The organism is Phycisphaeraceae bacterium (assembly GCA_019636555.1).
Lineage (GTDB): Bacteria > Planctomycetota > Phycisphaerae > Phycisphaerales > UBA1924 > JAFEBO01.
On sequence record JAHBXH010000001.1, the window covers coordinates 2,017,561 to 2,044,518 of the forward strand.

At 61.2% G+C, this 26,958-nt stretch carries 20 protein-coding genes; 18 read left to right on the forward strand and 2 right to left on the reverse strand.

What is annotated here, in order from left to right; all coding sequences use genetic code 11:
• Window positions 1–124: 124 nt before the first annotated feature.
• From KF691_08415 to KF691_08480, 14 genes are all read left to right on the forward strand, one after another.
• Window positions 125–2,884: a PD-(D/E)XK nuclease family protein gene (locus tag KF691_08415; protein ID MBX3389463.1), complete on the forward strand. Its 2,760-nt coding sequence runs from the start codon at window positions 125–127 to the stop codon at window positions 2,882–2,884.
• Window positions 2,881–6,012: a UvrD-helicase domain-containing protein gene (locus KF691_08420; protein ID MBX3389464.1), complete on the forward strand. Its 3,132-nt coding sequence runs from the start codon at window positions 2,881–2,883 to the stop codon at window positions 6,010–6,012. The genes KF691_08415 and KF691_08420 overlap by 4 nt, the downstream gene beginning before the upstream one ends.
• 182 nt (window positions 6,013–6,194) lie before the next feature.
• Entirely contained in the window at window positions 6,195–7,205 is a 1,011-nt protein-coding gene (locus tag KF691_08425; GenBank protein MBX3389465.1) for a rhomboid family intramembrane serine protease, read from the forward strand.
• A 62-nt stretch (window positions 7,206–7,267) separates the two neighbouring features.
• The gene (locus KF691_08430; GenBank protein ID MBX3389466.1) at window positions 7,268–8,521 is read left to right on the forward strand and encodes a queuine tRNA-ribosyltransferase; all 1,254 of its coding nucleotides are present in this window, start codon (window positions 7,268–7,270) and stop codon (window positions 8,519–8,521) included.
• 175 nt (window positions 8,522–8,696) lie between these two features.
• Window positions 8,697–9,245: a preprotein translocase subunit YajC gene (gene yajC, locus KF691_08435; GenBank protein MBX3389467.1), complete on the forward strand. Its 549-nt coding sequence runs from the start codon at window positions 8,697–8,699 to the stop codon at window positions 9,243–9,245.
• Between the two features lie 69 nt (window positions 9,246–9,314).
• Window positions 9,315–12,773, forward strand: coding sequence for a protein translocase subunit SecD (gene secD / locus KF691_08440; GenBank protein MBX3389468.1), 3,459 nt, complete (start codon window positions 9,315–9,317; stop codon window positions 12,771–12,773).
• A gap of 72 nt (window positions 12,774–12,845) precedes the next feature.
• Entirely contained in the window at window positions 12,846–13,505 is a 660-nt protein-coding gene (locus KF691_08445; protein ID MBX3389469.1) for a LysM peptidoglycan-binding domain-containing protein, read from the forward strand.
• Between the two features lie 24 nt (window positions 13,506–13,529).
• Window positions 13,530–14,708, forward strand: coding sequence for an FAD-binding oxidoreductase (locus tag KF691_08450; GenBank protein MBX3389470.1), 1,179 nt, complete (start codon window positions 13,530–13,532; stop codon window positions 14,706–14,708).
• Window positions 14,678–15,532 (forward strand): aldo/keto reductase, encoded by an 855-nt coding sequence (locus tag KF691_08455; GenBank protein ID MBX3389471.1) that lies wholly within the window; start codon window positions 14,678–14,680, stop codon window positions 15,530–15,532. The genes KF691_08450 and KF691_08455 overlap by 31 nt, the downstream gene beginning before the upstream one ends.
• The gene (locus KF691_08460; protein MBX3389472.1) at window positions 15,529–16,500 is read left to right on the forward strand and encodes an SDR family oxidoreductase; all 972 of its coding nucleotides are present in this window, start codon (window positions 15,529–15,531) and stop codon (window positions 16,498–16,500) included. The genes KF691_08455 and KF691_08460 overlap by 4 nt, the downstream gene beginning before the upstream one ends.
• A gap of 8 nt (window positions 16,501–16,508) precedes the next feature.
• On the forward strand, window positions 16,509–17,048 hold the full coding sequence (gene thpR, locus KF691_08465; protein ID MBX3389473.1) for an RNA 2',3'-cyclic phosphodiesterase: 540 nt from the start codon (window positions 16,509–16,511) through the stop codon (window positions 17,046–17,048).
• Window positions 17,049–17,070: 22 nt separating this feature from the next.
• Entirely contained in the window at window positions 17,071–18,627 is a 1,557-nt protein-coding gene (locus KF691_08470) for a hypothetical protein (GenBank protein MBX3389474.1), read from the forward strand.
• Between the two features lie 130 nt (window positions 18,628–18,757).
• A complete protein-coding gene (locus tag KF691_08475; GenBank protein ID MBX3389475.1) occupies window positions 18,758–19,438 on the forward strand; it encodes a hypothetical protein in 681 nt (226 codons plus the stop codon).
• An 11-nt stretch (window positions 19,439–19,449) separates the two neighbouring features.
• Window positions 19,450–21,300, forward strand: coding sequence for a proline--tRNA ligase (locus KF691_08480; protein MBX3389476.1), 1,851 nt, complete (start codon window positions 19,450–19,452; stop codon window positions 21,298–21,300).
• A gap of 6 nt (window positions 21,301–21,306) precedes the next feature.
• Here KF691_08480 and KF691_08485 read toward each other — a convergent pair whose 3' ends face one another.
• Window positions 21,307–21,507, reverse strand: coding sequence for a hypothetical protein (locus tag KF691_08485; protein ID MBX3389477.1), 201 nt, complete (start codon window positions 21,505–21,507; stop codon window positions 21,307–21,309).
• 71 nt (window positions 21,508–21,578) lie between these two features.
• On the opposite strand from KF691_08485, the gene KF691_08490 reads away from it, so the two are divergent.
• The 3 genes from KF691_08490 (at window position 21,579) to hutH (ending at window position 24,724) form a co-directional block, all read left to right on the forward strand.
• On the forward strand, window positions 21,579–22,082 hold the full coding sequence (locus KF691_08490; protein ID MBX3389478.1) for a GNAT family N-acetyltransferase: 504 nt from the start codon (window positions 21,579–21,581) through the stop codon (window positions 22,080–22,082).
• 166 nt (window positions 22,083–22,248) lie between these two features.
• Window positions 22,249–23,142, forward strand: coding sequence for a helix-turn-helix domain-containing protein (locus KF691_08495; protein MBX3389479.1), 894 nt, complete (start codon window positions 22,249–22,251; stop codon window positions 23,140–23,142).
• A gap of 55 nt (window positions 23,143–23,197) precedes the next feature.
• Window positions 23,198–24,724: a histidine ammonia-lyase gene (hutH, locus tag KF691_08500; GenBank protein ID MBX3389480.1), complete on the forward strand. Its 1,527-nt coding sequence runs from the start codon at window positions 23,198–23,200 to the stop codon at window positions 24,722–24,724.
• A gap of 3 nt (window positions 24,725–24,727) precedes the next feature.
• Here the strand turns inward: hutH and KF691_08505 are convergent, their stop codons facing one another.
• Window positions 24,728–25,141, reverse strand: a complete 414-nt coding sequence (locus KF691_08505) for a hypothetical protein (GenBank protein MBX3389481.1) — start codon at window positions 25,139–25,141, stop codon at window positions 24,728–24,730.
• 76 nt (window positions 25,142–25,217) lie between these two features.
• Here KF691_08505 and hutU point away from each other — a divergent pair, with 76 nt between their 5' ends.
• Complete coding sequence (gene hutU / locus KF691_08510; GenBank protein ID MBX3389482.1) at window positions 25,218–26,942, forward strand: urocanate hydratase; 1,725 nt, start codon at window positions 25,218–25,220, stop codon at window positions 26,940–26,942.
• Window positions 26,943–26,958 lie beyond the last annotated feature (16 nt).

Here is a 26,958-nt window from a genome sequence, read left to right on the forward strand (position 1 = left end):
TTCCGAAAATCGACTGCCGAGGGGGCGAGAATAGAACTGATACCGTACCAAAGTTGTCCGGCTGCGGCGAAAAGGGAGTGTCAAGCCGTTGGTTCAAAAGGTATTCATGGGGTGGGATCGATCGTTGCTCGAAAGTGCGGCCGCGTGGCTGGCCACTCGATTTCAGACGCACGAATTGGGAGACGGAATCGACTGTCGCGGAGCGCTGATCGTCGTGCCGGGTCGACGATTCGGACGAGAGCTGATGGCGGAGCTGGTCGGGATCGGTGAAAAAACGGAGTTCTGGGTTTCGCCGGGTCGCGTTGCGACACCGGGAGAATTGTGCGGCGCGCTCCTCCTGGAATCTACCCAAACGGCTCCTTCGCTTGTCCGAGCGATGGCCTGGGGAATCGCGCTGCGCAAATTGAGAGCCGAAGAGTTCGAAGGACTGCACCGGCGCCGGCCGTTGGATGATGCCATCGGCGAGTGGGTGCGGCTCGGTGCCATGCTTGATTCCACGGCAGGAGAATTGGCGCGTGAATTGATCCTGCCCGGTGAGGTGCCGCAACGGTGCCGCGCTCTCGAGCAAACGGGTGATTCGAAGAGATGGGAGATCATCGAGCGCTGCCGCCACACGTACGAATCGCTGCTGAGTGAGAGGCGACTGACAGATTCGAATCTGGCAAACTTGGCGAAACTCCGTGCCGCGGATTGCGAGATTACGCCGACCGTCCGCGAAATCGTCCTTGTCGGATTGGCGGAACTCGACGCTGCCTCGCGCGCCGCGATCAAGCGGAGTCGGGCTGTTGTTTCCGCTCTGGTGTTCGGGCCGGAATCGGAGAACCGCTGGCTCGACGAGGACGGTTGTGTGCGTCGCGATATCTCGCGGGAGCGAATCTCCATCCCGCGTTCGATGGTTGAAATCGCGGACGACACCAAAGCGAGCGCCGATCGCGCCATCGGACGGATCGCAGCGTGGTCCGAACAGCACAGAGGGCTGACGCCCCGGGATGTCAGCGTTTGTGCTCCGGAACCGTCCTGGGCGCGAGATCTCGCGCTCGCGGCACGGGGGGTCGATGGGTTGCGATTTCACGACGCCTCTGGAGAAGAGATCGGTCGGGCTTCCGTGGTGAAACTGCTTGTCGCCGCGGGCGAGCACCTTCGGGAAGGAACCCTCGAATCGCTTGCGGCGATTGTCAAACGACCCGAAGTTGAGCGGTGGATTGTCCGTCGCAGGCAGCCCTCACAGAATTGGGTCGCGAAAGTCGATGCCGCGGCGATCCTGAATCCGGGGGCTCCGGCGAGCAGCCTGCAGGAAGACCTGCAACAGGTTGCGGATGCCGTCGAGGAGTTGCTTGGCCCGCTGTGCGCCGAAGACCGTGCCGAGCGCGAAACCGACCTGATACTGGACGAGATCATCGGGTTTGTTGATCGAGCGCTTGGTGGCGAAGATCAATCGGATCGCGAAGCAGAGGCCTTGGAGGCCATCGCGGACTCGATCGCACAAGTGCGAATAGCCGCGGGGATGATCGGGGCGATGCCCGCGTGGAGATGGATCGAATTGCTCCTCGAGTCCATCCGCGCGGCGCGAATCGCGGCGGCTTCGAGCCGGGACGAAATCGAGGTCCTCGGATGGCTTGAGGCCGCGGTCGATCGTGCGCCGTTTGTGGTCGTTGTCGGATTCAACGAAGGAGCGATCCCCTTGGGACGAGTGGAAGACCCGCTCCTGCCGGATCGCGTGCGAGCCGAACTGGGAATGGCGACCGGCGGCTCGCGTGCCGAGCGCGACGCATTCTTGCTCGAAGGGTTGATCCGGTCGCGAGAACACAAGGCGAAGACGCGCGCGGGTGTCTGGTTCATCTGCGCGAAGCGAGACAACGAAGGAAATCCGCTGAAACCGAGCCGGATGCTCTTTCGTTGTGAGGATGGTGAAGCGATCGATCGGATTGAGCGCATGACGAGCGGGATCCCAGAGGCGGCACGATTTCTTGCGAAAAAGCATGGCGGCGCTGAGAACGAGGATCGGATGCCCGGTGTGGGTTTTCCCGTGGCGCCATTGCACGAAATCGCACTGCCGTCTGCCGTCCGTGCGACCGCATTCAAAGAATACATCCGCTCCCCGTATGTATTCTTTCTCAAGCACGTCGCGCGACTCGTGGAAGTGGACGAGCCCGACGCCGAGTCGGATTCGGGCACGATGGGGACGTTGCTCCATCGGATTCTGAAAGACTTCGGCTCGGGAGAAGCGAAATCAGAACGGCGGGAGGCCGCGATCGCCGAGTGGGTGCTCTCGCAATTCGAGCGGGCTATTGCCGAGCTCCCGTTGCAGAAGTCTTCGGGTGTACGAGACATTCAGCTTGAGGTTGCCAGGCGTCGTCTGCGAACATTTGCTCGCGTTCAGGCATCGCATGCGAGTGATGGCTGGGAGATTCACGCGACTGAGTGGGAAGCCCCAAAGCCGATCGAGATCCAGGCCCCGAGTGGAACGATCCTGCTGAAAGCCCGTCTCGATCGGGTTGATCGACGCGAGAAAGAATGGCTGGTTCTCGACTACAAGACCGGCGACACCGCAAAAGAGCCGGGAAAGGTCCATCTCAAATCGAAAAAGTGGATCGATCTGCAGTTGCCTTTGTACGTCTATTTGTTGCGTGCCAGCGGGCTGGCTCCGAATGGCGCCCGCGCGGGCTACTTCCTGCTTCCCAAAAAGAGCGACGACGGACGTGTCGAATTCGCGGATTGGAACAAGGATCAGTACGCGGAAGCCGAGGCCCTCGCGGCAGAGATCGTGGAGCGTGTGCTCAGAAAACGATTCGAGCAAGGCGATGATCCGTTTGAAGAAGGCGCGATCGCAAGACTTTGCGGAGTGACGCTGCTTGAAGCGGACCCGGAGGAGGTCGAAGAATGACCGCTCCCGCCTCTGTGATTCTCGCTTCCGCGGGCTCCGGAAAAACGTTTGAGCTCGCGGGTCGCTACGTGCGGGCGCTCCTCGAATCGGGCGGATTGCCCGACAAGATCCTCGCAACAACGTTCACGCGCAAGGCCGCGGGCGAGATGTTCGCCAAAGTACTCGAGCGATTGATCGGGGCAAGCAAGGGAGACAATGTCGCCGCGGGGAGTCTCGGTTGCACTCCGCAAGAGGCGCGCGAGCTGGCGCTCGGTTTGGCACGCCGCATCGATCGCGTTCGCGTTCAAACGCTCGATTCGTACTTCGCGGAGATAGGTCGTTTCGGCGCCTCGGAACTTGGCCTGACACCGGGATGGCGGATTCTGGATGAAGTGGAGGTTGACGAAACGCGTGAACAGGCAATCGATCTGCTTTGCTCAAGGGTAGAGGCAAGGGCGCTTCTGCGAATCATCGAATCGATGAATAACGGCGGGTTGCCGATGCGCCCGCGGGCCGAATTGATCCGCCGTGCGATCGAACTCCACGATGCGTTCGTTGACAGCGGAGGCACCGCCGAAAAGTGGGGCGTGATCCGAGGAGATGAATCCGCAGTTCTCGATTCGGAATCGATCAGCGCACAGATCGCGGCTCTCGGGGCGCTTCCGCCCGTGTTGACCAATGAAGGCTCGCCACACAAGGGATTCGCAAGAGCGCGCGATGAGCTCGCCAGTGCCGCGCGAAGTCGCGATTGGGAAAGGTTTCTGGATCAGACGGTCACGAAAGCCGCGCTCGAAGGGAAACCCTATTCGAGGTGCCAAATTCCTGCGGCGATGCGAGAAATCTTGTTGAAACTTGCTCGCCACGGCACGGCCGCCATTGCGTCGGCGCTGGCGGAATCATCGCGTGCCGCGGGCGGACTGATCCAGGCGTTCGACAGCGCGTATCTGGAAACCAAGCGAGCGGAAAACGGTGTGACGTTTGATGATCTGCCGCGGCTCATGCTCGCGCTAAGCCCGGAAGAGAGTGAGTGGGTTTCTTACCGCATGGACGGTCAGGTCGATCACCTGTTGCTGGATGAGTTTCAGGACACGTCGCGCGTGCAGTATCGCGTGCTCGAACCGCTTCTTCGCGAACTCACGAGCGGCGCCGGATCTGTGGGCGCTCGTCGATCACTCTTTGCGGTCGGCGATGTGAAGCAGTCGCTGTATAACTGGCGCGGCGCGGTGCCGGAGTTGCTCGAGGGGCTGAGCTCGCGGCTGCGATTGGGCTCACCGGAGACCCGCGCGAAGAGTTGGCGTTCCTCGCAGGCCGTGCTCGACGCGGTGAACCATGTGTTCGGGTCAATCAGGTCGAATCCTGCGCTCGGCGACTATTCGAGAATCGCGGAGCGCTGGGCGGCGAATTTCCATCCGCACGCCGCCGCCCTTGACAGTGATGGGCTTGCGCGTATCGAGCAAGTCCGCCTCGCGGGCGATGGTGAAGATGCCCAGGGACTGGTCGCAGACCGTGCGATCGAGCGCGTACAAGAAATCCATCGGGCACATCCCGATTGGAGCATCGCAATTCTCGCGCGAACGAACAGCGTGATTCCAGGCGTGATACACCGGCTGAAGAAGGCGGACATTCTGGCGGCGCAGGAGCGCGGTCATCCGCTGATGGACGAAGGATGCGTCAGCGCGGTTGTCAGCCTGCTTCAGCTCGCCGAACACCCCGGCGACAGTGCCTCGCAGTTTCATGTCGGAAAATCAGCCCTGGCGCGCATTGTCGGCATGAATTCACCTCTCGATTCTTCGGTCGCAACGCGTGTGGCCTCCGACATCCGAGCGCGAATTGCGCGGGATGGGATCGCGGGACTGATTGAGTGGCTGCGCGACGATCTGGGTGCCGAACTCTCCGCGCGCGCCTCGTCGCGGCTCGAACATCTCGAGCGGATCGCGCTCGACTTCGATGCAAAGCCTCGGGGGCGAATTCCCGAGTTCATTCGCCTGGTGCACGAGACCGCGATCGTGGATGCGTCGGCGGGAGAGGTCAGCGTGCTCACGGTTCACAAGGCCAAGGGCCTCGAATGGGATGCGGTGGTGCTCCTCGACCTGGAACGCCGCTGGAAGGGACGCGTTCCCGCGGTTGTCGTCGATCGCGGGGAGGAAGGCGAATCCGACCCGCTCGCGCCGGTGCGGGCAGTCTCGCTCTGGCCCAACGCGGCCGTGCAGGCATGTCATTCGGACCTCACGGCTGTGGCGGACCGGTGGCATGCGCGCAATATCCGCGAAGCCATCAGCGGTCTGTACGTTGCGATGACCCGCGCGAAACGCCGGCTCGAGATGATCGTGATGAACGAGCAGCAGCCACGGCAGCAATTATCGAGCGCGAGGGTTTTGCGCGCCGCGGTCGGAGGGCCCGCATTCGGCGCCCAGGCCGCCGAACTCTTTTGCTGGAAGCACCAAGCGAAGAACAGAGAACGCTTGTCCCCCCGAGAAGCGCCGGTCGGCAAGACCGTTTCCTGTAAGCTCAGTTTATCGCTGGAAAGGCGGGAGACTCGCCCGGGAGCGGCTCCGTCTTTGAAATCGGAATCGCGCGACGCCGGGGCAATCCTCCGCGAGCCGACGGCGAATCTCGGTGCGAGACGCCGTGGCGATCTTTGGCACGCCTGGATGGAGAGCGTGGAATGGTTGGAGGATTGGAAAGCATCGGATCGCGAGCTCGCGGCGACGGCCGAGAGATTGGGTTGCACCGATCAGGAATGCCGAGAGCAACAAGAGCTGCTGCGAGAATCTCTGCGCGGCCCGATCGGCGCCGCGCTTTCCAGAAAACGTTATTCAAACCGGTCCGGGACTTTGCGCGTGTTGCGTGAGTGGCCGCTCGCCTGGAACGACCAAGGTCTCGTCCGAGGGAGAGTCGATCGTGTGGTTGTGGGGATTGAACAGGACAGACCCGCCTGGGCCGAAGTGATCGATTTCAAAACGGATAATGTGGGAAAGGAGGAAATCGCAGATGCGATGGGCGCGTATCGAGCACAGATCGAGGCGTATCGACGCGCTGTTTGCCGGGCGTTTCGATTGAAACCGGCGCAGGTTGCAGGCCTGCTCCTCTTTGTGAAGCCGGGAGTCATTGCCGAGGTTTTTTCCGGGGGTCAGAACTCCAAAGGGTGAACGCCGATAAAGTGACTGCGGACGGTTGATTCATTCGGAACCGGAGTTGCGCATTTTCCCGGAGCCGGTTCTCAACGAGGAACGGTTCAGAAACCGAGGCATGGATGGGATTGGCTGATCGGCAATATGCATGGGAACGGGATCGAACCCCCGCGGTGTTCGGGCGATTGCGATTCTGGTCGGTGAACACGTGGATCATCGCGGTGAACGTCGCCATATTTGTCATCGGCGCGTTCTGGCTGCGGCCCGGCGTTCCGCTGCTCTACGGGGTTGAAGGAGCCGGAGACGGAGTTGAAGCGCGTGAGTTTTATCTTCCCAACGGAGGGAAGGCGGACCGGTCTGCGGTGACAACTCCGGACATGAAACTGATTCGTCCGCTCTTTGACCGGGACACGCAGCAGGTTGTGGGCACTGCCTACTACACAGTGCAGCGGCCGCTGGAAGGTTGGGGGCACTTTTCCACCGCGACGATCCTGCAGGGACAAGTCTGGCGGTTCATCACGTTCCAGTTTCTGCACGCCAACGTGATGCACCTGTTCTTCAACATGCTGGGTCTGTACGTCTTCGGCCCGACGGTGGAGAGGTATCTCGGCGGGCAACGCTATCTGGCTTTCTATCTCGTCACCGGCATTTTCGGCGGCGTCCTGTATTTGTTGCTGAATTTGCTCGGGATTGCCGCGTACGCAATGGGCTTGCCCGCTGTTCCCGGCCTGCTTTTCCACATGACGACCACGCCTCTGATCGGCGCTTCCGCCGGCGTCTTCGGCGTCATCATGGCATGCGCCAAGATCGAGCCCGAAACCGTTGTTCAATTGATTATCCCCCCGATCGCTCTCAAGATGCGGACGTTTGCGTACGGGTTCGTCGTGCTCTCCATGGTCCAGTTGTTCATGGGGGCAAAGAACGCCGGCGGCGAAGCCGCGCACCTCGGCGGCGCGATCGCCGGTTACTTCTTCATACGAAATGCGCACCTCTTGCAGGATTTCTTCGATGTCTTTTCGGATTCGAGAAAGCCGCAAAAACCGCGAAAGCAGGGGGGCGGCTGGTCCTGGCTTCGAAGCGGCGCCGACTCCGATGTCGAGGTGGACAGAATCCTCGAAAAGGTGCGAGTCAGCGGCGTTTCAAGCCTGACGGAGAAAGAGCGCCGAGTTCTGGCCCGCGACACGGAACGTTTGCGCGGTCGCGGCGTCTGACTCAGATCGCGCCGAAATCATTGCTCCGTTGGAGACGGGGCTCGACGCAACAATGATGTCGCATGAAGAGTCCGATCGGATTTGAGATCCGGGCGAGGTCAAAGGTTTGCGGCGCACGCGCGGGAGTCGTCTCGACGCCGCACGGCAGCTTTCAAACGCCCGCCTTCATGCCCGTTGGGACGAAGGGGAGCGTGAAGGGAATCCTGCCCGCGCAGGTCGAGGCAACCGGCGCCGAGATTCTGCTGAACAACACCTATCACCTGCTCCTGCGTCCGGGACCGGAGCTCGTCGCCAAATTGGGCGGCGTCCATCGCTTCATGAACTGGCAACGGCCCATTCTCACCGACTCAGGTGGATATCAGGCCTATAGCCTGAGCGAAACCAATACGGTGGACGACGACGGCGTGACATTCCGTTCGATCGTCGACGGAGCTACCATCCGGTTCACCCCGGAGCGCGCCGTCGAGGTGCAGAATCTGCTCGGGCCCGACATCCTGATGGCGCTCGATGACTGTCCACCCTCGATCGATCCGAGAGTCGAACGTCCGAGTCAGGCTCGGCTCACGTCCGTCGTGAAGCGGGACACGCGACATAGTTCCAAGAGAAACGCGAAGAATCGCGAGTACGACCACATCGCGCGGCTCGATCTCGCAAACGAGCGAACTGTGCGATGGCTCGAGCGGTGCATCCGAGCGCATGCACGCACGCAAGATCAAGGACTGTTCGGTATCGTGCAGGGGGGGACTGATCTGGACCGTAGAAGGTGGTCGGCCGAGCGGGTTTGCGCCCTCGATTGTCCGGGCTTCGCAATCGGCGGCGTCGCGGTAGGCGAGAGCGCCGAAGACATCGCCAGGATCGTTCAATTCACCGCCCCGTTGCTCCCCGATGAAAAGCCGCGCTACTTGATGGGGGTCGGATACGAACGAGACCTCTACGAAGCGGTGCGCTCTGGTGTGGACATGTTCGATTGCGTGCTTCCGACCCGCAACGGCCGGAATGCAAACGCCTTTACCTCGCGCGGCCAGATCCGATTGCGAAACGCCAGATACGCCGAAGACTTGTCGCCGATCGAACTCGGTTGCGATTGCGTCGCGTGTGCCGGAGGAACCGAATGCTCATTTTCGCGCGGATACATCAGGCATCTCTTCATGGCGGAAGAAATGCTGGGCCCAATTCTGGTGACGCTCCACAATCTCCGCCACTTCCAAAGGTTCATGGCCGATCTGCGCGCGACAATCGGTTCGGACGATTGGTCTTGGTTTGAGAATCACTGGCCGGTCTCCAAAGCGCGCGAGCCCGAGAATGCGCCGGAGTGAAAGCGATTTTGCTGCCCTTCCCCGCGAACCGGCCGCCGCATGTGGGGATAGTTGTTTTGGATTCGGGCCGTGAGCGGGGCCGACAAATGTCATTTGTCCGGCTACCCTTCCAATTCCTTGTTCGGGTCGCTTTCGGCAGGGTTCAGCCCTGATCGGCGGCCCGCCTCGTTGGAGCATGATGGTGATGCAGATGCAGCAGTATTCGACATTCATTCTTGCGCAAGGCGGAAACTCAGATGCCACGGCGGGCGGCGCGCCCGCCACGCAGAATGCGGCGCCGAGCAACCAGGCGCTCGTGCCGCTCGGGATTCCGAGTGCGAGCAAGCCGGCGCCGAGCGAGGCCCAGTCTTTGCAACCTTCCGGAGCAACCGCTCCAGCCGGGACAGCCGCTCGTCCGGCCGGCTTTGATCCGATGTTTCTCTACCTGATGGGAGGAATGCTCCTCCTCATCATTTTTACGACATGGAACGGCAGTCGCAAAGAGAAGAAGAAGCGTCAAGAAATGAACGAGTCGCTCAGCAAGGGCGACACGGTTCAGATGCTCGGTGGCATTATCGGCGTGGTGACCGAAATCCGCGACGACGAACTCGTCGTGCGGATGGAAGAAGGCAAGATTCGCTTCGCGAAGTCGGCGGTGCAGGGAATCCTTAAGTCATCCCGAAATTCCAAAGCGGATTCATCGCTTGAGACCAAGCCCGCCGCGGTCGGCGCGGGCACTCGCTGATTCAACCAATGAAAACTCATCGCGTGGGGATGTACTTCCACGCGACACGGAATCGGATTCGGGACTGGCATGGGCAAACTCTACAGAAACCTCTGCATCGTTCTTGCGCTCATCGTGTTCTTCGCCTGGCAGACCTATCCGCCCGGGGAGAAGCTGCGCCTCGGTAAGGACCTCGCCGGCGGCGTCACACTGATCTATCAAGTCGAGATCGGGCAGGATGAAGACGCAAAGAAAGTTATCAGCGACACGATCAAGATTCTGAAAGAGCGTGTCGATCCCGACGGGCTGCTCGAAATTGCGATGGTGAGCCAGGGCCGAGATCGAATCGAAATCTCGATGCCGCTTCCGCGCGAAGAGGTCAAGGATCTGAAGGCGAAGTTCGAGGACGAACTGCGGAGGCTCGGACGGACGACTCTGACGCGCGCACGCATCGCCGAATTGGAATCGCTCAAGGGTGACGAGCGAAGCAAGCGAATCTCGGAGCTGGCGGAAGGCAACGCGAAGCGCAAGGAACTGCTGAACAAGCTGGTCGCGCAGCACGACGAAGCGGCGCTCCTGCGAAGCGAAATCGAGAAAGCAAAGACCGCCAACGCGCCGGTCTCGGAAATCGACGTTCTGGTGGACAAAGCCGGCGAAGCCGAATTGAAAGTGGAGGAGACGACAAAGGCCGCGCTCGCGACGGTGTTACCTCCGGCGGAGATACGCCAGGCGCTCAATCTGTCCGACCGCAAACGCAGCATCGAAGATGCAAGCGGGCAGAGAATCGAATTGCCCAGCGCTCGAGAGCACGCGCTCAGCCGTATCCGCGAGTCGTACCCGGATGCGAAAGATCAGCTCGATGCGGTGCTGGAGGCTTACGCCAAATACGCGAAGAAACGCACGACGCTGGATGACCCGCAGGACCTGATCCGCATGCTTCAGGGCGCCGGCGTTTTGAGTTTTCGGATCACGGTCGATCCCGGCCACCTGCCCGATGAAGCGCAGGTGCGTGAAGAGCTGCGGGAGAAGGGCCCTCGGGGCGCCAAGCCCCGCGAGACGATGTGGGCTCGCATCAATCAGATCGACGGTTGGTATCACAACGAACCGGAATTGCGTTTCCTCGAGTCCAACCCGGCGGAGTTCTTCCGGACGCGAAACTACGTCGTTGAGGAGTATCAGGGCCAGTACTACATGCTGGTCTGGGATGTCAAGGGCAGCCGGTTGACCAAAGCCGACGGTGACTGGGGCGTTTCGCGCGCCCAGGAGGGACGCGACCCAAGAGGCGTGCCCGCGATCGACTTTGTGATGGATGCGCGCGGCGCGACCAAGCTGGGCGAACTCACGAAGAACCATGTGAAAGAGCGGATGGCGGTACTCCTCGATGACGAGGTGTACACGGCGCCCACGCTCAATTCGGCCATCAGCAAGAGCGGCCAGATCACCGGCGAATTCAGCTCCGCGGAACGTCAGTACATCATCCGCGTTCTCGCGGCCGGCTCGCTGCAAGCCAAGCTCAGCCCAGAACCGATCAGCGTGAGTTCGGTCGGCCCTGAACTCGGCGCCGACAACCTCGAAAAGGGGTTCAAGGCGGGCGTCGTCTCGCTCGTCGTCGTGTCGGCGTTCATGGTTGTCTATTACTTCGGCGCCGGCCTCGTCGCCGTGCTCGCTTTGTTTGCCAACGCGACTCTGGTACTCGGGGCGCTGTCGATGAACCACGCGGCATTCAGCATGCCCGGTATCGCCGCGATCATCCTGACTTTCGGCATGGCCGTTGACTCCAACGTGCTGGTGTACGAACGCATCCGCGAAGAAATACTGCGGGGTGCGGACACGAAAACCGCGGTCCGCATCGGCTTCGACAAGGCTTTCAGCTCCATTTTCGACGGCAACGTGACGAACCTGATCGTCTGCGTTGTTCTGGCGTACACCGGTACCGCCGAGATTCGCGGGTTCGCGATCACCATGGGAATCGGTGTCGTTTCGACACTCTTTTGTGCACTGATATTCAGCCGCATTCTCTTCGGGATCCTGCTGGGCCTCGGCTGGAAGCGAGTCAACATGCTGCCGCTGGCCTGGCCGGGCTTGCAGCGGGCGCTGACTCCGAACGTGGATTGGCTCCGGCTCCGTCCGCTTTTCTTTGCGTTCTCCGCAACATATGTCGTCATCGGCCTTGGTCTTGTTTTCTTCCAGGGTAACGACATGCTCGACAACGAATTCCGCGGCGGCACCGCCGTCACGCTGGAATTCAAGCCGAAGTCGCCGGGTTCGGAAGAACACGTGACGCTCACGCGCCCCGAAGTCCAGAATCGCATCGCGCAGATCGGACAAAACGCGCCCGTCGACAGTCCTCTTCGGGAACTGCTCAACGCCGAAGTGCTCCCCATCGATCCGGAAAAAGACGGCGTAACGAGCTGGCGGTTTGCCGTGAAGACCATTTCCACGAAGAGCGATCAGATTCTCGAAGCCATCGTGGACAGCTTCACGGATGTCATGGAGCAGCAGCCGGCCTTGAAATTCGCGGGCTCGGCGTCCGACTTTGCCGACGCGCCCGTCCATCGCATCTTCACCGGCGACCTCGGCTCAAACATCGGCGAAACACTTCCCCAGGGAAAGAACGTCGGAGATTCGATCGGCGGTGTCGCGATCGTTCTCAACGACATCACTCCGCCGATTCCGCTCGCGACGTTGCAGTCACGCCTCGAAGCGACGCGAGGCAGTCCGGACTTTGCCGACACGCTTTCACGCAAGCGGGCGGTCATCGCGACTTCCCCGGACGTGAGCGCCCTGACGTCCGCCGTCGTCGTCGTTGCCGATGAGAATCTAAAGGTATTCGATAACGAAGAAAAGTGGAAAGATCAGCTTGCCGGGCGCGAGTGGAAGCTCGTCGAGGCAGCGTTGACCGAGGCGCAGACCCCGGCCAGCGTCGTGATCTTCAGCCCGGCGATCGCGGAATCGTTCCGTGCCCAGGCGATCGTCGCGACGACGCTGAGCTTCGCGCTGATTTCCATCTACATCTGGTTCCGATTCAAGAGCATGCGATTCTCCGTCGCGGCACTGATCGCTCTGGTGCACGACGTCGTGGTGGTCGTCTCCTGCCTCGCGCTGTCGCAGGTGCTCTATCGCCACTCTTCCACAGAACCGATCGCGCAATCACTCGGGCTCCTTCCATTCCGCATCGACCTCAACATGATCGCGGCCCTCCTCACGATCGCGGGCTACTCGTTGAACGACACGATTGTCATCATGGACCGCATCCGCGAGACCAAGGGAAAGAGCGCCGAGGCGGACTACGACATGATCAATACGGCCGTGAACCACACGCTCAGCCGAACGGTGATCACCGGCGGAACCACGCTTTTCTCCTGCATTGCGCTCTACGTGCTCGGCGGAGAAGGCATGCGGGCGTTCGCGTTCGCCTTGACCGTCGGCCTGCTGGTCGGAACCTACTCCTCGGTCGGTGTCGCCGCTCCGCTGGTGTGGTCCGGCAAACGCCGGAAAGCCGATGAACAGGTCCAGCCGGTTCCCGGGACGGCTCTCGTGACGCGCTAGTTCGGCGTCGGCTTGCTGGGGAGCGTCTATCGGGTGCGGGCGATTGGGCAATGGCGCCCACGGAGGCCGGTCGTGGATCACCACGGCGGAAAGATTGCTGCAGGGCTGCTCTGCCTGGTGATCGTTTGGATCATCGTGTTCTGGCTCTGGACTCCCACCGAAGCGAAGATCAGCTTTAGCACAGCGGATACGGGTAAGACCGAGCGGCTTGCGGACAACGGGAATCCCAAACCCCGGTTGCCGCCCACCGATCCGTTTCCGATGCCATCCAGGAAAGCAGAAACGGCGTCGGAGCCAAAGCCCGTGCGGCCCGAGAGCGGAGGAGTCGTTGCTCCCGAGTTCCTGGACTACACGGTTCAGCCCGGCGATACCTTTGCGTCGATCGCACTCAGGTATTTTGGAAGTCGAAACAAGGCCGATGTGATCGCAAACGCTAATCCGCTCGTGGACCCGACGCGGATAAAGGCCGGACGCATTCTGCGCATCCCCCGCGATCCCGCGAACATTCAAGGCAAACCCACGCCACGCTCACCCACGATAAGCGAGGAAATACCCACCGCGACGCGGACCCATACCGTCGTTCGGGGCGATACCTTGACGGGAATCTCCCAGAAGTACTACGGAACAATCAGGCAAATAGATTTCATCCTAAAAGCCAATCGCGAGGTGCTCAGTCGCGCGGACGAATTGCGGCCGGGTCAGGTCCTGAAGATTCCGCCGGCGCCTCAATAATTGCTGCATGTGGAGATCGGCCGGTTGAGCACAGCTCGGGTGGATATCGCGATCATCGGGGGAGGCATCGCCGGTCTCTGGTGCCGTTGGAAGCTCGAGAACGCGGGCTACAGCACCGTGCTTCTGGAAAAGTCCAGGCTCGGCAACGGCCAAACCGCGGCGTCGCAGGGAATTCTTCACAGAGGCGTCAAATACGCGCTGGGACCTGACGCTGCCCACGCCGCGACCGCTGCGGAGGCGTCGGCTCGTGCATGGGATGATGCGATGTCCGGGGCCGGCGGTCCCAACCTTTGCGGGGTTGACATCGTTTCAGAGTCGATGCTGATGTGGACCGATTCCGGAATCATTTCGAAATTGACGGGCGCGATCGCATCCAAAGTGCTGACCAGTCACGTGGAAGCGGCGCGCTCCGCTGATATCCCGTCCCTTCTCGATGCTCGCGGACGAGCCGTCTATTGCGTTGCGGAAAGGGTGATCGAGCCGATCTCGGCGCTCCGAGCGTTGTTCGGGGCTGCAAATGGCCCGGTTGTTTCTGCGGAAGTCGAGACGATCGCCGCGGCTTCATCAGGAATGTGTTTAAGGTGGGGAGGCACGAAGATTGAGGCCGGCGCAGTCGTGCTGTGCGCCGGAGAAGGAAACGAAGCGCTCCTGCGATTGTTCGGCCAACCCGCGGAGCAGATGATGCAGCGGCGCGATCTGCACATGGTCTTTGGACGCGGCGCGCCCGAATTGCTCTTTGGTCACTGGATCGCCGCGGCTTCTGACAAGCCCCGCCTGACAATTACCAGCGCCCAAGCAGATGGCGCGATCACCTGGTATCTCGGTGGTGAACTCGCCGAGAGCGGCGTGTCCCGAAACGTTGACGGGCAGATCGAAGCGGCGCGTGCCGAGCTCCGCCATTGCTTTCCGAAACTCGATTTCGACGATTGGGAATTCCGAACGCTGCGAATCGCCCGCGCTGAAGGGAAAAGCTCCTCGGGCAAAAGGCCCGATTCGCCGGTCGTGCGGCGAATCGCAGGCACAAATGCGATAGCCGTGTGGCCTACAAAGCTGGTGACGGCGCCCGCCGCGGCGGAGGAGGTGCTCGGAGTCGTTCGATCTATCTGCGAGCCGTCCGGTTCGGAATTGGGAGACATCGGACACTCCGATCGCCCCGTCTACGCTTCCATTCCTTGGCACTCTCACGCGCAAACTCAACACTGAAGATGGTCGCGCGACCGCTCGGCAAGACGGGCATCACGTTGAGTATCGTCGGCCTCGGGACGGTCAAGTTTGGCCGCACGACCGGCCTGAAATACCCGGGCCGGGCGATGCTTCCCAGCGACGCCGAAGCTTCGGCGCTGCTTGATGCCGCGGAGCAAGTCGGTATCTGTGTTCTGGATACCGCTCCGGCCTACGGCGTGAGTGAAGAGAGGCTGGGACGCTTTCTGAAGCATCGCAAGCATCCTTGGTTCGTTGTTACGAAAGCGGGCGAGCACTGGACCGGGAGTGTTTCGGTGTTTGATTTTTCGGAGAATTCGATTGCACAGAGCATCGATCGCAGCCTTGAGCGCTTATCGCTGCCTCAGCTCGGAAGCGTTCTGCTTCACTCAGACGGAGTCGCCGAGACCTCAAAGGACGGTTTCGACGGGGCGATCCGCGCGCTCCGCCGCGCGAAGGAAGCAGGCAAGGTTCGCACGATCGGCGCATCGCTCAAGTCCGCTGCCGGGGTCGCCCGGGCGATCGAATGGGCCGATGTGCTGATGCTCGAGATCGGCGACGAGGCGGCGATGAGAGACGCAGTGAACAGTGCCGCGGGGCGCGGCGTAGGAATACTGGTCAAAAAAGCGCTCGCGAGCGGTCATCTCGACAAACTCGGGACCGATCCCATTCGATCAGCGATGACGCGAAATCTCGCATTTCCCGGTGTCTGCAGCGTCATCGTGGGGACGACGAACGCGGAACACCTGCGGGAGAACTGCGAGGCCGCCGCTCGAGCGGCCGATGAGCTTGCCATGAATAAACCGGATACGGAGAGGCCAGCATGAAGATTCGTCGAATCGTGGTGACGGGCGGCGCGGGTTTTCTGGGTTCGCATCTGTGCGATCGGCTGGTTGCGGCGGGCCATGATGTCATATGTGTAGACAACTTCTTCACCAGCCAGAAGAACACCATCGCGCATCTTCTTGGAAAACCGAACTTTGAACTGATCCGCCACGACATCACCCACCCTCTCTGGCTCGAAGTGGACGAAATCTACAACCTCGCGTGTCCGGCCGCGCCCGGGCACTATCAGTACAACCCGATCAAGACGATGAAGACGAGCGTTCTCGGCGCGATCAATCTGCTGGGCATGGCCAAGCGCTGTCGCGCCAAGATTCTGCAGGCCTCGACGAGCGAGGTCTACGGCGATCCGGAAGTGCATCCGCAGGCGGAGGCATACCGCGGCAACGTCAATCCGATTGGGCCGCGCGCCTGCTACGACGAGGGCAAGCGTGCCGCCGAGACGCTTTTCTTTGACTACCTGCGGATGAACAAATTGAACATTCGGGTTGTGAGGATTTTCAATACCTACGGGCCGCGTATGCACCCTTTCGACGGGCGGGTGGTCAGCAACTTCATCCGCCAGGCGCTCGCAGGGCAGGATATTTCGATCTTCGGTGACGGTTCGCAAACCCGTGCTTTTTGCTATGTGGATGATCTGGTCGATGGTCTCATCGCGATGATGAACGGACCCGACAGCTTCCACGGTCCGGTGAATCTCGGCAATCCAAACGAGATGAGCATCAAATTGCTCGCCGAGACCATCATTGCGATGACCGAATCAAAGTCCCAGATCACGCACCGGGCGCTCCCCGCGGACGATCCAACTCAGCGCCAACCGGATATCACGCTGGCGAAGGCCAAGCTCAACTGGGAGCCAAAGATTCCGCTCGAGGCGGGGTTGACCAAGACTATTGAATACTTCCGAGGTCTGGATCTCGAGCAGTTTCGCGCTCCGACGCCGAATTTCTGATCCCAGCCATGAGCCGCACCTTGAGGCTCTTCGTCGCCGCGTATCCGCCGCTCCCGATCGTGGAGGCGTGGTTGGCGAGCGCCCGCTCGCTTCTCCCGACCGATGTCAGGCTCTCGACGCCGGAGCAGGTTCACCTGACTCTTGTGTTTCTCGGCGATCGCGAGGAGCGCGATCTTCCCGAGATCCGCGAGTCGATCCGTGCCGCGACCGCGGGCATCGGCGAAGCGCAGGTGGAAGCCCGCCAATTACAAATGCTTCCGGAGCGCGGTCCTCCTCGATTGCTCGCGGCCGTGACTTCGTTGCCGTCCTCTCTCGCGGAATTGCAAAGACGACTCGCACGACGGCTCGCGCTCCGATCTTCAAAACGCGACGAATTCCTGCCGCATTTCACCCTCGCGAGATTCCCGGGAAAGTCGATCAATCGACGCGCCGAGCGGCTCGCTCCCGAAAAGTTCGTGATTTCGGAGATTCGGCTTGTCCGTAGCCGCTTGCTTTCTGCTGGAGCCGAGCACGAATCGGACAAAGCGTTCCCGCTACAGCCGGTGTGATCCTTTTCGGTACGATGCAGCCATGAAGATCTATTGGCCGATTCTCACCCTTTCCGCACTTCTTCTTTGTCCTCTTTCCATCGCTCGACAAGGGGGCGACAAGAAGCCGGATCAGAAGCCCGACGTCAAAGTCAAAGACGATTCGAAAGACTCGGAAAAGGCACCCGTCGTGACCGAGCACGACATCACCATCGGTGGCCAGACGATTCATTACCGGGCGACCGCCGGTCTTATGCCTCAGGTCGATGACTTCGGCAAGAGCAAAGCGAGCATTTTCTACATCGCATACGAGAAGCTCGAGAAGTCCGGCTCCAACGGAGAGTGGGTTCGCCCTGATCAATCGAAGCGACCCGTCACCTTTACCTTTAACGGAGGTCCGGGTTCCAGTTCGGTTTGGCTTCACATGGGCGCGCTGGGGCCGCGCCGAGTCGTCTTCGGTGACGATGGTCAGGCTCCTGTTCCGCCCGCCACGCTCGTTGACAACGACCAGTCTTGGCTCGATCTCACGGACCTGGTTTTCATCGACCCCGTCAGCACCGGTTTCAGCCGAGCCGCGGAAGGCGAGGACGCGAGCAAGTTTCACGGACTAACCGAAGATGCCAAATCCGTCGCTGATTTCATCCGGCTTTGGCTCGTCCGCAACGACCGCTGGCTCTCCCCCAAGTTTCTCGCGGGTGAGAGCTACGGAACTACCCGTGCCGCGGCACTCTCGGGTGATCTGCAGGATCGACTCGGGATCTATCTGAACGGCATCACCCTGATCTCGATGGTGCTCAACTTCCAGACGCTTTCATTCGACGCCGCGAACGACGACGCATACTGGCTGTTCCTGCCGACGTATTCCGCAACCGCCTTTTACCACAAGAAGCTGAAGCCTCCGTTCGATCAGGAACTCGAGACGACGCTGCGGCAAGCGAGGGAATTCGCCGGGCACGATTACCTGCTCGCCCTCGCGAAGGGCGACGGGCTTTCGAAGGAAGAACGGGAATCAATCGCTCAGCGACTCTCCGATTTCATCGGCCTGAGCAAGGAGTACATCCTCCGCAGCAATCTTCGCGTGCCCATCTACTCGTTTACAAAGGAGTTGCTGCGCGATGAGGGCCGGACGGTGGGGCGGCTGGACAGCCGCTACCTCGGCTACGACGTCAACGACGTCTCGGACCGGACCGAGTACGACCCCAGTTACGCCGCGATTCTCGGCCCGTACACCGCCGCCCTCAACGCGTACGTGCGGGGCGAATTGAAATTCGAGTCCGACGTCAACTACGAGATCCTGACCGGGCGCGTGCGCCCCTGGAAGTTCCCTTCGAATTCGTCGTATCCCGATGTCAGCCGTACACTCTCGGGCGCGATCAGTAGGAATCCTTATTTGCGCATCTCGATTGAGTGCGGCTACTTCGATCTGGCGACGCCTTTTTTCGCCAGCGAGTACACCGTGGACCACATGGGTTTGGAGCCGGCGCTGCGCAAGAACGTGCGCATGAACTACTACAAGTCCGGCCACATGATGTACGTGCGCAAGGAAGATCTTGCGGCGCTCAAGCAGAATGCCTCAAAGTTTTACTCTCAGGCCCCGTAACAGCCGAAAACGCTTCCACGCGGAACCCCTGCGCACGGGGAACGTATGCGATCATGGCTGATCGCTTTCTCCGGCGCTCTGGGCTCCGGTCGACGGACGGAAGCGAATGAAGCCTGGTGGGGCTCACTCGATGGGGACATCTTCAAGCAACCCGGCGTCACTTTCACGGACTCTTGTGATTTCCGACGGTTCACTCGCCTCGCTGGTGGCATGTGCCGCAGCGAGAGAGGCGATCGTGAGCGCAGGCGGCGATGAGAAGGCCGCCAAACCGATCGTGCTCTTCATGCCCGTGGGCGACGAGACCAATCGGTCACGCCGCCAGTCCATCGAAAAGCAGGCCAAGCTCTACGAACTCGATGTCGCCGAAGCTCGCGGGGAACTCCGCGGTCCCGGCGCTCACGGTTCTTTTGGAGCGGGTTTGAGCGAGACGCTCAACCTGATCGGCGCGACTTACCAGGCGGCGCAGCTCGGCTGCGATCTGGTTGTTTGGCCGGTTCAATTCCCCGGGGCTCCGGATGTCGAGAAGATCGCGCGCGCCGTCGATCGCGCTCTGCTCGTGACTCGGCTCGCCAGCCTCGACAGCGCCGAACACGGAAAGCCCGCAATCAAAGTCGATACTCCCTTTGCCGATCTCACCGACAAGCAGATCGCAGATCTCGTGATCGACATGAACGTGCCGGTCGAACTCTGTTGGTGGTGGGGGGCCGGACCGAAGGATGAGCACGCGTTGCAGCGCGCCGAGCGCTGGATTCCGGTGCTTCAGAGCCTTGGGTGGTCGCCCGCTCGGAGCGCGAGCGCGACTTCCGCCTAACCTTCGGGCCTATGTTGTCAAACACGCAGCCCGCGGGGGCTTCCGCCGCGAAAAAGTCGGTCGTTTCTTCCGTTCGTTCCGGTGTCTGTCATCGGTGGACCAAGTCGCTCATTCCGACGACGCGCGAAGCGCCAAACGATGCGGAAACTCCGAGCCACATCCTGCTCCATCGCGCCGGATTTATCCGCCAGGTCGGCGCGGGAATCTACGACTACCTGCCGCTCGCGCACCGCGTGCTGAACAAGATCGGCGCGATCGTGCGCGAGGAAATGGACGGGGCCGGCGCGACCGAGATGCTGATGCCGGCGCTCGAGCCGTTCGAACTCTTCGATGGCACCAAGCGCGATCAGGACTACGGCGACAACCTGTTCCGCGTGAAGGACCGCAAGGGTCGCATGAACGCGCTCGCGCCGACCCACGAAGAAGTCATCACCGATCTGATGAAGGGCTCGATCGCGAGCTACAAGCAACTCCCGCTCAACCTGTATCAAGTCCAGACAAAATTCCGGGACGAAGCGCGTCCGCGCGCGGGGTTGCTCCGCTGCCGCGAGTTCATCATGAAGGATGCGTACTCGTTCCACATGAGCGTGGAAGGAGCGGGGGGGCTGAACGAGGCGTACGACGCGATGTACCACGCGTACACCAACATCTTCACGCGCTGCGGCCTCGATTTCACCGCCGTCGAAGCCGAGTCCGGCCCGATCGGCGGCAGCGCCAGCCACGAGTTCATGGTCAACTGCGCCAGCGGCGAAGACACGATTCTCAAATGTCCGGTGACCGGCTACGCGGCGAACATGGAAAAGTGCGAGATCGGCGAGCGCCAGCGCGGCACGTTTCAGGAGCCCGCGACCGGTGAATGGACCGAGGTTCACACGCCCAATCTCCCCGGCATCGATGAAGTCGGGAAGGCGATGGGGGTGAAGCCCGAGCGCATGCTGAAGACGATTGTCTTTGGCGTCGGCGAAGGCGAAAGCACGTCGATCAAGTGGATCATCGCCACGGTGCGCGGCGATCAAGACGTGAACGAAGGAAAAGTCAAAGCGCTCTCCGGCTTCAAGAAGATCGCGATGGCGGACGAGAAGGCGGCGCGTGCCGCAGGCTTTGCGATCGGATATGTATCGCCAAAGACGGTCAACTCCGTTCCCGGAACGCTACTCCTCATCGACAGCGACGCCTCGATGGGCGGCTTCTGGGCCACTGGCGCCGACAAGGCCGACTATCACGGGAAGCATTTCAATTGGCGTCGCGACGTCGGAGCGGCGCTCGACGATGCATCGAAAGTGAAAGTGGGGGACTTGCGCAACGCGAAGGAAGGCGATCCGTCGCCCCGCTCACCCGGCGCGAAGCTCGTCGCCGCCCGCGGTATCGAGGTCGGCCACATCTTCAAGCTGGGAACGAAATACTCCGACGCGATGAGCTTCGCCATCCTGAACGCGCAGCAGCAGAAGCAGAGCGTGATCATGGGCTGCTACGGCATCGGCGTCAGCCGCACAATGGCGGCGTGCGTCGAGCAGAACAACGACGCGAACGGGATCGCCTGGCCCGCGCCGATCGCACCGTATCACGTGCTTATCACGCTCATGAAGCCGGAAGATCAAAAGCAAAGTGAAGTCGCCGGAAAGATCGCGTGCGAGCTCGTCGGCAAGGGAGTTGACGTGCTGATCGACGATCGCGACGAACGCGCCGGCGTGAAATTCAAAGACGCCGATCTTGTCGGTATCCCGATCCGGTTGACCCTCGGTGACAAAGCGCTCGAACAGGGGGGTGTCGAGTACAAGACTCGGCGAGACACCGGCAAAGGCGAGATCGTTCCGCTCGGCGACGTCGCTGCGAAATGCCTGACGGTCATCAACGGGCAGTAATCGTTTTTAGAAGTTGTAACCCCGCTTCTCGGAATCAGACCTTCCCGCGAGGAACAAGAACGCGACTCCAAGCCCCCATCCCCAGAGGATGAGTCGGCCGTTGAGCAACGCGAGCGCGCTGATGCCGAGAATGATGATCGCAACGCCGTATCGCACCCACAACGGAAGCGAGGCCCACCAGTCAACTATCCCGTCAAAGAAAAACATGACACGCTCTCCCGGAGTTCGCAGGAGACTACCACAAGCAGTGACGCCTTCAATTTGATGGCAGTGTTGCGATGATCAAGTGCATTTACGCGACAATTCCACCGGAGCTAGAACAAGCGAAGGGTCTTTTTCGCGAGTATTCCGAAAGCATCGCCTATCTCTGCGCCGCCAGCTTCGCTCAGCAGAATCTCGAAGAAGAACTCCGTTCACTCCCGGGTAAGTACGCGCTCCCGCGCGGCTGCATCCTGCTTGCGATGGACGGCGAGGCCGCCGTCGGCTGCGTCGCCCTCCGCCCGATCGAGCCCGCCCCGCACGACAGCCCCGGCGAACGCATCTGCGAGATGAAGCGCCTCTACGCCAAACCCGAAACCCGCGGCAGGGGGGTCGGACGCTTGCTCTGCGAAGAACTCATCCGATTCGCAAAGCAGGGGGGCTACACGCTCATGAAGCTCGACACCGAGCCGGAACTCAAGTCCGCATGCAGGCTCTATCGCTCGCTTGGCTTCATTGAAATCCCACGATACAACGACGACCCGAAACCCGAGACGCTTTACATGGGGCTGCGGCTCGTCTGATTCTCCGGACCCATCGCATTTGCATCCGCTTGCCGGTTTCGCAAGGTCTGTCCGAAAACCCGGTGCAACCAACACAGAAATCGAACCGGGAGGGGGGTTCTGGCGGATAAAGACGTGCATGGCTCCGCCCTTGCACATTCCTGCAGGGATTACAAAGCGACCCGACATGTCGCCGACGCATCGCGCGCACCCGCTGTTCGAAACGCCGCTCATCGGAATCGGCGTCCTGCACATTCCCGCCGATCACCCGGAATGGAGACAGGCACGAACAGGCTATTGCTGGCCCGCAATCGGCTTGCCTCGAATCCCCTACTTGGTGACGGTCGAAAGTGACTCGCCGACGGTGATCGACCGCAACACGGTGTACTTCACGAATGTCGGGTTCACATATCGCCGCCGCAATCTCACCCCTCACGGCCTTCGCAACGACTGGGTTGATATTCGGCCCGAGTTGCTCGCGGAGATGCTGACCGCAGCCACGGGTCGAAAGCACGACCCCACCTCTCGTTTTCCCTGGAACTTTGGTCCATCACCCACAGCCCCCCTGCTGCGCCTGCACGCTTTGAATTCGGTTCTCGTGGAGGGAAACGGTCGCAACGGGCTTCGAGTCGAGGAGACCGTGCTGGAGTCAATCTCCGAAATCATCGAGGCGAACGTGCAGGCCCGAAGCACCGTCCGGCGTAGACGCCCTTCCCCCGCTCAGGCGAGGTTTCACAGGGAATCGGTTGACGAGGTGCGTCGCGTGCTTGCGACGAACCCGGAGCACTCCCACGGCCTTGAAAGCCTGGCGGCGGGGGTGTGCATGTCACCATTTCATCTCTGCCGCGTCTTCAAGCGCCACACCGGTCTGCCGGTCCATCGCTACCTGGAACGCCTCAGGCTGCGTCGGGCGCTGTCCTGCGTGCTCGACACCAAGGACCGGATGATCTCGATCGCTGCCAAGTGCGGGTTCTGCAGCGAAGCTCATTTGTCGAACGCCTTCCTTCGCGAGTTTGGCCATCGTCCGAGCCGCCTGCGGCGGGATCGCACGCTCGCTTTGACGCCAGCTCTTTGTATTTAACATAACATATATTATAGGACGTTATGGCTATTTTTGGTGCCTACACTCGTCCCCCATGGCCCATTCCGTCGACCTCACGACCGGCTCTCTTTCAATCGAGGATGTGGTTGCGGTCGCTCGCGAAAACGTCCGCGTGCGAGTTTCTCCGAAGTCGATCGCCGCGATGAAGCGATCGAGGACCGTGGTCGAGCGGGCGCTCAAGGACGGCGAACCGCACTACGGGATCAACACCGGTTTCGGCTCGCTCAGCAAACAACGAATCGGCGAAGCGGATTTGGCAGCGCTGCAGCGCAACCTCGTGCGTTCGCATTCCGCCGGTGTTGGTGAGCCGCTGCCGCGCGATGTCGTTCGGGCCATGATGCTGCTTCTCGCGGCATCGCTCGGGCGCGGGCTTTCGGGCGTGCGCCCAATTGTTTGCGAAACCATCGTTGCGATGCTCAACAAAGGGGTGACGCCGATCGTGCCGAGCGTGGGAAGCGTCGGCGCATCCGGCGATTTGGCTCCGCTCTCTGCGGTTGCGCTGGTCGCGATCGGTGAGGGCGAGGCGGAACTGGGCGGGCGTCGGATGAGCGGCGCTGCCGCGTTGCGTAAAGCGAGGATGAAGCCGCTCGAACTGTCCGCGAAAGAAGGGCTGGCGCTGATCAACGGTACCCATTTGATGGCGGGTTGGGGAAGTTTGATCTCGCACGACGCGTCGACACTCTTCGGCGCGGCCGTGATTGCGACGGCGATATCGATCGAAGCCTGCCGTGCTACGGATGAGTTTCTGGACGATCGGCTTTATCGGGCCCGCAATTGCTACAGCATGCGCACGGTGGCCGAGAGAATGCGCGAGTTGCTGTCGGGAAGCCGGATTCTGCCGAGCCACGTCGAAAACGACCCGCGCGTGCAGGACCCCTATTCGCTCCGCGCCGCCCCCACCGTACTCGGCGCGTGCTGGTACGCGATGGGAAATCTAAATTCGGTTCTCGAGTACGACGAACTCGGCGCCGTCACCGATAACCCGCTCGTGTTTCCCCGCCCGGGCGGGCGGGGGGACATTCTCTCCGGTGCCAACTTCCACGGCATGCCGCTCGCCATCCCGCTCGATTTGCTTGCGATCGCGCTCTGCCACATCGCTGGCATCGCCGAAAGGCGGATATATCTCATCACCGGCGCCTTCGAACCCGAGAGTCACCTGAAGCCTTACCTCTCGCCGCTCCCGGGTTTGCAGAGCGGACTGATGATCGCCCAGTACACCGCCGCGGCATGCGTCAACGAGATGATCGGGCTCGCGACTCCCGCGAGCGTGGCCAACATCCCCACTTCCGCCGGCATGGAAGATTACAACTCGTTCGGCCCGCGCAGTGCCGCCAAGGCGGCTCGCTCACTCGATCTCGCCCGCAAAGTCGTCGCGATCGAACTGATCTGCGCCGCACAGGGACTCGAAGCGCATCGTCCCCTCAAGAGCGGCAAGGGTGTCGAAGCGGCGTACAAGATCGTCCGCTCCAAGGTGAAGAAGCTCACTCACGATCGTCCGCTCACGCGCGATATCGAGGCGGTATCGGATCTCATCCGCGAGGGCGCATTCGGTGGGATATAGGCGCTAGAAAAAACTTCGCACGAGCGGGCTCTGCGCGAGTCGCCAAAGGCCAACGCACGCGAGCGTGAAATATGTCACGAACAGGACGAGCACGATTGCAAGCTCGAACAGCCACCGGAACGGAGACCACTCCGGACGCAGGAATCCTCGCAATCGGGTGATATCTTCCGCCAGAATCGCGACGAACATCAGGAAAAAGAGCGCGACAAGCGGGGTGAGGATCGGCACGCCGTAGCCGACAAGCACGGTCGCCGCGGCCAGAACTACGGGCACCCAGATTGCCTGCCGCCACTTGCGAATGAGAAGCCCTTGGATCTCGCGCTCATCCTCGCTGTCGCGTTTCGAGCCGCCGCATTCGGGACACCTCGCCCGCAGCGACAACCCTTCGAGTGAATAGCCGCAGTCACGGCATCGCATCCTTGCAGGATACAGGCCTCGTCGCCTCACACTTCGGTGCGGCCGCCCACTACACTCGCTCCTCGAGGAGCGTTGAATGCCGACCAAAGTGGTTGAGAAGATCGGAAAAGTTTCGAAGATTCTCGCCGACGCCGCGAAGGCGGCGCCGAAATCCGGCGCACGTGTCGTGCGTGCTCCGCGCGGCAAGAAGAAAGTCTGCAAGACCTGGCAGGCCGAGGCCGCGATGCGCATGCTCATGAACAACCTCGACCCTGAGGTTGCCGAGCGCCCGGAAGATCTGGTCGTCTATGGCGGGCGCGGACAGGCGGCGCGCTCGTGGCCCGCGTTCGATGCAATCATCAAGACTCTGAAACGTCTGAAAGCGGACGAGACATTGCTGGTTCAGTCCGGCAAACCGGTCGGCGTTGTTCAAACGACGAAGGATTCGCCGCGGGTGCTCATCGCCAACAGCAATCTAGTCCCCCACTGGGCGACACAAAAGCACTTCGATGAACTCGCGGCCAAAGGTCTCATGATGTACGGCCAGATGACGGCCGGTTCGTGGATCTACATCGGCACGCAGGGGATCGTGCAGGGGACGTACGAGACATTCCGCGAACTCGGGCAGCATCATTTCAAGGCCGATCTTGCCGGAAAACTGTGCGTCACCGCCGGATGCGGCGGCATGGGCGGCGCGCAGCCGCTCGCCATCACCATGAACGGCGGCACATGCCTGATCGCCGATGTCGATATGCGCTGCCTGCAGCGCCGGGTGAAAGACCGTTACCTCGATTCAGTCGTGGACAATCTCGACGCGGCGATTGATGCCGCGGTCGCGAGCGCGAAAGACAAGAAGGCGATCAGCATCGGCGTGTGCTGCAATGCGATCGAACTGCTCGAGCGACTCCTCGAACGCGCCATCACGCCCGATGCCCTGACCGATCAGACGAGCGCACACGATCTCCTCAGCTATGTGCCGCTGGGAAGATCGATCGAACAGGCAGAGGCCTGGCGGCAGAGCGACCCTGCGAAGTACGAGCAAGAGAGTCTGGCATCAATGGATCGCCATGTGCGCGCCATGGTCGAGCTTCAGAAGCACGGAAGCATCACGTTCGACTACGGCAACAACATCCGGCAGCGAGCCTTCGATCACGGTTTCAAGGATGCGTTCGCGTTTCCGGGTTTCGTGCCCGCGTACATCCGGCCCCAATTCTGCGTCGGGCGCGGGCCGTTCCGTTTCGTCGCGCTCTCGGGCGACCCGAAAGACATTTTCACGGCCGACGCAGCTCTCATGAAGCTGTTCCCGAAGGACAAAGGACTCCATCGCTGGCTGACGATGGCGAAGGAACGCATCGCGTTTCAGGGCCTTCCGGCGCGCATCTGCTGGCTCGGTCAGGGCCAGCGCGACAAAGCCGGCGTCATGCTCAACAACCTCGTCAAGTCCGGCAAGATCAAAGCTCCGATCGTCATTGGCCGCGATCATCTCGACTGCGGGAGCGTCGCCAGCCCGAACCGCGAGACCGAAGGAATGAAGGACGGGACCGACGCCGTCAGCGACTGGGCGATCCTCAACGCCATGGTCAATGTGGCGAGCGGCGCATCATGGGTCAGTTTCCATCACGGCGGCGGCGTCGGAATCGGATTCAGTCAGCACGCGGGCCAAGTGATCGTTGCGGACGGCACAAAGGAGGCCGTGGCGAGGTTGAAGCGCGTGCTGACAAACGATCCAGCGATGGGTGTTTTTCGTCATGTCGATGCCGGATACGACGAAGCCGCCGCGTGCGCCAAGGCAAACAAAATCGATATCCCGATGCGATCCTGATCTCGAGCGCGATATG

Bases quoted from the DNA above. Each gene is read 5' to 3' on its own strand.
- KF691_08470 (MBX3389474.1), top strand. From the start codon at position 17,071: ATGAAGATCTATTGGCCGATTCTCACCCTTTCCGCACTTCTTCTTTGT.
- KF691_08495 (MBX3389479.1), top strand. From the start codon at position 22,249: ATGTCGCCGACGCATCGCGCGCACCCGCTGTTCGAAACGCCGCTCATC.
- KF691_08480 (MBX3389476.1), top strand. From the start codon at position 19,450: ATGTTGTCAAACACGCAGCCCGCGGGGGCTTCCGCCGCGAAAAAGTCG.
- yajC (MBX3389467.1), top strand. From the start codon at position 8,697: ATGATGGTGATGCAGATGCAGCAGTATTCGACATTCATTCTTGCGCAA.
- KF691_08505 (MBX3389481.1), bottom strand. From the start codon at position 25,141: ATGCGATGCCGTGACTGCGGCTATTCACTCGAAGGGTTGTCGCTGCGG.
- hutU (MBX3389482.1), top strand. From the start codon at position 25,218: ATGCCGACCAAAGTGGTTGAGAAGATCGGAAAAGTTTCGAAGATTCTC.
- KF691_08485 (MBX3389477.1), bottom strand. From the start codon at position 21,507: ATGTTTTTCTTTGACGGGATAGTTGACTGGTGGGCCTCGCTTCCGTTG.
- hutH (MBX3389480.1), top strand. From the start codon at position 23,198: ATGGCCCATTCCGTCGACCTCACGACCGGCTCTCTTTCAATCGAGGAT.
- thpR (MBX3389473.1), top strand. From the start codon at position 16,509: ATGAGCCGCACCTTGAGGCTCTTCGTCGCCGCGTATCCGCCGCTCCCG.
- KF691_08490 (MBX3389478.1), top strand. From the start codon at position 21,579: ATGATCAAGTGCATTTACGCGACAATTCCACCGGAGCTAGAACAAGCG.
- KF691_08430 (MBX3389466.1), top strand. From the start codon at position 7,268: ATGAAGAGTCCGATCGGATTTGAGATCCGGGCGAGGTCAAAGGTTTGC.
- KF691_08460 (MBX3389472.1), top strand. From the start codon at position 15,529: ATGAAGATTCGTCGAATCGTGGTGACGGGCGGCGCGGGTTTTCTGGGT.
- KF691_08475 (MBX3389475.1), top strand. From the start codon at position 18,758: ATGGGGACATCTTCAAGCAACCCGGCGTCACTTTCACGGACTCTTGTG.
- secD (MBX3389468.1), top strand. From the start codon at position 9,315: ATGGGCAAACTCTACAGAAACCTCTGCATCGTTCTTGCGCTCATCGTG.
- KF691_08420 (MBX3389464.1), top strand. From the start codon at position 2,881: ATGACCGCTCCCGCCTCTGTGATTCTCGCTTCCGCGGGCTCCGGAAAA.